Source organism: Aquidulcibacter paucihalophilus (genome assembly GCF_002105465.1).
In the GTDB taxonomy this organism is placed as follows: domain Bacteria; phylum Pseudomonadota; class Alphaproteobacteria; order Caulobacterales; family Aquidulcibacteraceae; genus Aquidulcibacter; species Aquidulcibacter paucihalophilus.
Window position 1 is genome coordinate 1 of record NZ_NCSQ01000085.1, and the last position, 484, is coordinate 484.

A 484-nucleotide genomic window follows, 5' to 3' on the forward strand; every position below is an offset into this window, starting at 1 on the left:
CAAGATACGCACCCCATCAGGCAGGGCAACAACCATCGCCGTACCATCTCCATGCAGGGTCTCTCTTGACTGGCAGTCTATCCGGGGGTGGGGCGCGGCCTGGGTCAATGGTTCAGGGGTAAAACCTTCACCCGCCGCTATAGAAACCGCGCCGTCGCTCAGCGGCGTCATGGCCGGTTCGACAATCGCAACAGGCGCAAATGCACCCTGTCTCATGGGCGCAAACAAACCCAAGCGCGCCTGTTTGCGCCAAGTGTAAATCAAACTACTCGACACATTATAACGTGCCATAACCTCTGCCACCCGAACCCCGGGCAACAAAGTCTCACCAACAATCTTGATCTTCTGCGCGTCACTCCAACGACGATGACGCTCAGGACCCAAAACTACTCCTGCCAACTCCGAACTCCTTACGACTACTCGTAAGGACAACTCCTGTTGGGTTCGCCACTTCAATGCAAGGCGGCCAAGACCGGTCGCTTAC

The 484-nt window shown here is 56.6% G+C and carries 1 protein-coding gene; it reads right to left on the reverse strand.

Annotated features, from left to right (window positions below; all coding sequences use genetic code 11):
• Positions 1 to 399 (reverse strand): transposase (locus B7364_RS07875; RefSeq protein WP_198534102.1); only part of this gene is annotated, 399 nt, incomplete at its 3' end.
• Between the last annotated feature and the right edge of the window lie 85 nt (positions 400 to 484).